This window comes from Lysinibacillus sp., assembly GCF_032093475.1.
GTDB lineage: Bacteria > Bacillota > Bacilli > Bacillales_A > Planococcaceae > Lysinibacillus > Lysinibacillus irui.
This window is the reverse complement of sequence record NZ_DAMDAY010000131.1, coordinates 8,449-12,715: the sequence shown is the minus strand read 5'-3', so window position 1 is coordinate 12,715 and position 4,267 is coordinate 8,449. Positions and strand designations below refer to the sequence as shown.

The window sequence follows — 4,267 nt, the reverse complement described above, 5'->3', positions numbered from 1 at the left end:
CCCAGCGTTTCACGCGTAGAGCAAACCACCAGTTAGACTGGTGGTTCTGATTATGGACGCTTTTATTTAAGAGTAATAGAATGTGCTTTTCCGATAGAATCGTTTTGGATTTTTGTGTATTTTAGTAAAATAATTTATTAGCGATATTTCGAATGAAATTCTTGATCCAGAGAGATAAAAACAACCAAAACATAGATAAAAATAATATTCAGAGTATTGACAATTGTTTAACTATTATTTAAAATTCAAAACAAATCCACATGAATGCAGAAAATTGAAGTTGGAATTGTGGATTTTGTTGGATTCAACTTTGTGTTTGGAGTGATGGTGTATGTCTCTTTCGTTTGAGGAACGTAAAAAGGTAATTTTAGATATGTTGGATTTAGAAGGAAAAGTAAAGGTAAGTGATGCTGAGCAACTATTAAACGTATCAGGTGAGACTATACGTAGAGATATGGATCGATTAGAAAAGGAAGGGCTCCTACACAAAGTCTATGGGGGTGCAGTGAAGGCGAAAGAAAAGTATGAACGGACCTTTGAACAAAAAACTTCACTTAACAACTTAGAGAAAAGAAGGATATGTAAGGCTGCTGCAAGTATTGTGGAAGACGGAGATGTTATTTTTATCGGTCATGGTACAACAGCCTATGAAATTGTTCGTTTTTTAGGTGATAAGCCCAATGTTATTGTAGTGACAAACTCTCTTCCTGTTCTATCCTTAGCAGCGGAATGCTTTCAAGGGAAGGTGCTTTTTGCGGGAGGCGAGTATGAGCATCGTCAAAAGTTTATGGGTGGTCCATTAGCTGATTTATTTTTTAATCAGTTAAAGGCCAATAAAGCCTTTGTGGCTGCAGGGGGCATTTCTTTAGCTGATGGGATTACGGATTATGATATTACGGGTGCTGCTATTTCTAAGAAATTAATAGAGCGAGCAGAAAATACGATTATTTTAGCAGACCATACGAAATTTGGAGTCTCTACATTAGCTCATATTTGTCATTTAGAGGATGTTTCGATGGTCATTACAGATCAAAAAAGCTCTTCACAGTGGCAGGAACGTTTGGAACAGAAAAAAGTAGAGTTATTAATAGCAGGTGAAATTTTGGACGACGTCAATGTATAGGAAGGTGGAAACTATGGACTTTTTTGCGAATAAACAGGCAACCTTACAAAAATCAATTGACTGGTGGAATCCAGGGAAAACGAAACAGTGGCAGATAGATGGTGTAGATGTCGTCATTGGCAAACGAGAGGGCTATTATTTTTACGATGTGGATGGCAAGAAATTAATGAACGCGCATCTCAATGGCGGTACGTATAACCTGGGACACCGAAATCCAGAAGTGATCGCAGCATTAGTAGAAGGAACAAATTATTTTGATATTGGAAATCACCATTTCCCATCGACTGCACGTGCCCAATTAGCAGAAAAATTGGCAGCCTGCACACCAGAGGGATTAACCTACTCCATTTTCTCTAGTGGTGGAAGTGAAGCAATTGATGTGGCCTTAAAATGTGCTCGCTATGCTACCAAACGAAAGAAAACGATTTCGATTAAAAATGGCTATCATGGTCATACGGGGCTCGCAGTTTCACTTGGCAATGAACGTTATTCTAAGCCATTTTTAAGTGAGGGCAGTCCAAATGAATTTGTGCATGTACCATTCAATGATCTTGCAGCAATGGAGCGTGAGCTTGCTAAAGGAGATGTAGCTAGCGTCATTATCGAGACAATTCCTGCGACCTATGGATTCCCATTGCCAACAGCTAATTACTTAGCAGATGTCAAGTCACTTTGCGAGCGATATGGGGCATTATATATTGCCGATGAGGTGCAAACAGGCTTGATGAGAACAGGTAAGCTGTGGGGAATTGAGCATTACGGTGTGAAGCCAGATATTCTTGTGACGGCAAAGGGTCTCAGTGGAGGCATTTATCCAATTGCGGCGACAGTGGTAAATGAACGAGCAGGTGGTTGGATGAAGGAAGATGGGCTTGCACATATTTCTACTTTTGGTGGAGCAGAGCTGGGCTGCGTAGTGGCAATGAAAGTACTAGAAATTTCACAGCGTCCAGAAGTAATCAAAAATGTCGAATATGTTGCACGCTATTTACGTAGTGGCTTAGAGCGCATTCAACAACAATGTCCTGATTTCTTTGTGGGAATTCGTCAGCTTGGCGTGGTCATGGGCTTAGAGTTTAATCACCCAGATGGAGCAAAATACGTGATGAGTTCCTTGTACAAGCATGGTGTGTGGGCGATTTATTCAATGCTAGATACACGTGTTTTACAATTTAAGCCAGGGTTATTATGTGATAAAGCGTATTGTGATGAATTACTTGAAAAATGTGAGGCAGGCATTAAAGAAGCAGCGCAACTAGTAAAATTTGCACGCTATTAACGAGTAGAAGCTTATCATTTTAGTAAACAAGGGGGTTTTCTAAATGGGTCAAATGGATTTCATAGATTTAGAAGTAGTACTTTCCAACTTTCATCAGGCTGCTAATGATGCGCTGAAAGAGTTTAGTTGTTTAGTAGAAGCATCTTGTAAAATGATTGATTATTCTGAAAATTCTACGTATCTCGTAGAAGACATGCAGGGCGAAAAGTATATTTTAAGAATTAGTCGCCCTAATTACCATAAAAAAGAAGAAATCGAAGCGGAGATTGCCTGGTTGAACTCGCTCCATGAGCAATCTCCTATTGATGTATCATTACCAATGCGAGCAGATGACGGTGACTACGTACATGCTCATGAATATAATGACACGATATATTATAGCACATTATTTACATTTTTGGAGGGAAATGCTCCTGATGAAAATAATGAAGAAAACTTAATTCAGCAATTTGAAACATTAGGTGAAATTACAGCGATGTTTCACAAGCATACGATCGAGCAACATGATTACTACAAAGCTTTTCAACGAATGACGTGGGATTATGACACAATTTTAGGACAATCTCCAAAATGGGCGAGATGGCAGGATGGACTTGGGATGACCCCATCTCGCATCGCTTTATATGAAAAAGCGACGCTTGTTATACAAAAGAGATTAGATGCATATGGAAAAAGTCAAACACGATTTGGTCTCATTCATGCTGATTTACGTTTAGCCAATTTACTCATTTACGGTGATGAAATCAAGGTTATCGATTTTGATGATTGTGGTTTTGGCTGGTTTTTATATGATGTAGCAACATCTGTTAGTTTTATTGAACATATGCCTTATCTCGATGATTTGATTGCTTCATGGATAAAGGGCTATAGCAAGATAAGGACGTTAACAGATGAAGAAATAGAGATGATTCCGACATTTATTTTAATGAGAAGACTGCAGCTTATTTCTTGGATTGGTAGCCGTGATAATGACACAACACGCTTACTCGGTGAAAATTATACACTTCAAAGTGATGCCTTAGTAAAAGCTTATTTAGATAAGTATCAGAACTGAAACAACTAAATAACGATAAAAGGTGGCGAATAACATGTCTTCGAAAAAGGATGAAATCATCGTATTAAAGAAAGCCCTTACACCCATTCATTTATGGACAATTGGCGTCGGCATTGTCATTTCTGGTAACTACTTTGGCTGGAATTTTGGCTTAAGTCAATCGGGTTTTTTAGGCATGCTCATTGCAACATTATTTATGGCGATTATGTATTTAACGATGACCTTAGGAATTTCTGAATTATCGACGATGTTACCTTATGCAGGTGGACCCTATTCATTTGCTCGACGGGCGATGGGACGTTATATCGGTTTTATTACCGGGATTGGAGTTGTTCTTCAGTATGTCATTGCTGCACCTATTATTGCCATCGGTATTGGCGGATATATTAGCTTTTTATTCCCTGCTGTACCAACTGTTGTAGCAGCAGCCTTTATGTACGCTCTTTTCATGGGCGTTCACATTATTGGTATTAAGGAATATGCCACGATTGAAATGGTGCTTGTCTTTATTGCATTAGGCTTATTAGTATTAATGTATTTTGTTGGATTACCACAAATTAACGTTGGCAATCTATTTCCTGAGAATGGTGACTTAATACCAGGTGGATTTAAAGGGATCTGGTCAGCATTACCGTATGCGATGTGGCTTTTTTTAGCTATTGAAATGCTGCCTATGTTATCAGAAGAGACGAGAGATGTGCAAAAGGATATGCCAAAAGGGTTGATTTCAGGTATGGTGACATTGCTGATTTTATCCATTTTGACAACAACCGTGGCAATAGGACTTGCTGGAATAGATGTAATGACAGTT

At 38.7% G+C, this 4,267-nt stretch carries 4 protein-coding genes; all 4 read left to right on the top strand.

Annotation, left to right across the window (positions count from 1 at the left end; translation table 11 throughout):
- The first annotated feature begins 331 nt into the window (after positions 1 to 331).
- Positions 332 to 1,123: a DeoR/GlpR family DNA-binding transcription regulator gene (locus RT445_RS20285; protein WP_312506350.1), complete on the top strand. Its 792-nt coding sequence runs from the start codon at positions 332 to 334 to the stop codon at positions 1,121 to 1,123.
- Between the two features lie 13 nt (positions 1,124 to 1,136).
- The gene (locus RT445_RS20280) at positions 1,137 to 2,402 is read left to right on the top strand and encodes a class-III pyridoxal-phosphate-dependent aminotransferase (protein WP_312506349.1); all 1,266 of its coding nucleotides are present in this window, start codon (positions 1,137 to 1,139) and stop codon (positions 2,400 to 2,402) included.
- Between the two features lie 43 nt (positions 2,403 to 2,445).
- Positions 2,446 to 3,456, top strand: coding sequence for a phosphotransferase enzyme family protein (locus RT445_RS20275; RefSeq protein WP_313471431.1), 1,011 nt, complete (start codon positions 2,446 to 2,448; stop codon positions 3,454 to 3,456).
- Between the two features lie 34 nt (positions 3,457 to 3,490).
- The coding region (locus RT445_RS20270; RefSeq protein ID WP_313471429.1) for an amino acid permease at positions 3,491 to 4,267 on the top strand (777 nt) is incomplete at its 3' end.

Excerpts from the sequence above, each read along its gene's own strand:
- RT445_RS20285 (WP_312506350.1), top strand. The coding sequence starts at position 332 with ATGTCTCTTTCGTTTGAGGAACGTAAAAAGGTAATTTTAGATATGTTG.
- RT445_RS20280 (WP_312506349.1), top strand. The coding sequence starts at position 1,137 with ATGGACTTTTTTGCGAATAAACAGGCAACCTTACAAAAATCAATTGAC.
- RT445_RS20275 (WP_313471431.1), top strand. The coding sequence starts at position 2,446 with ATGGGTCAAATGGATTTCATAGATTTAGAAGTAGTACTTTCCAACTTT.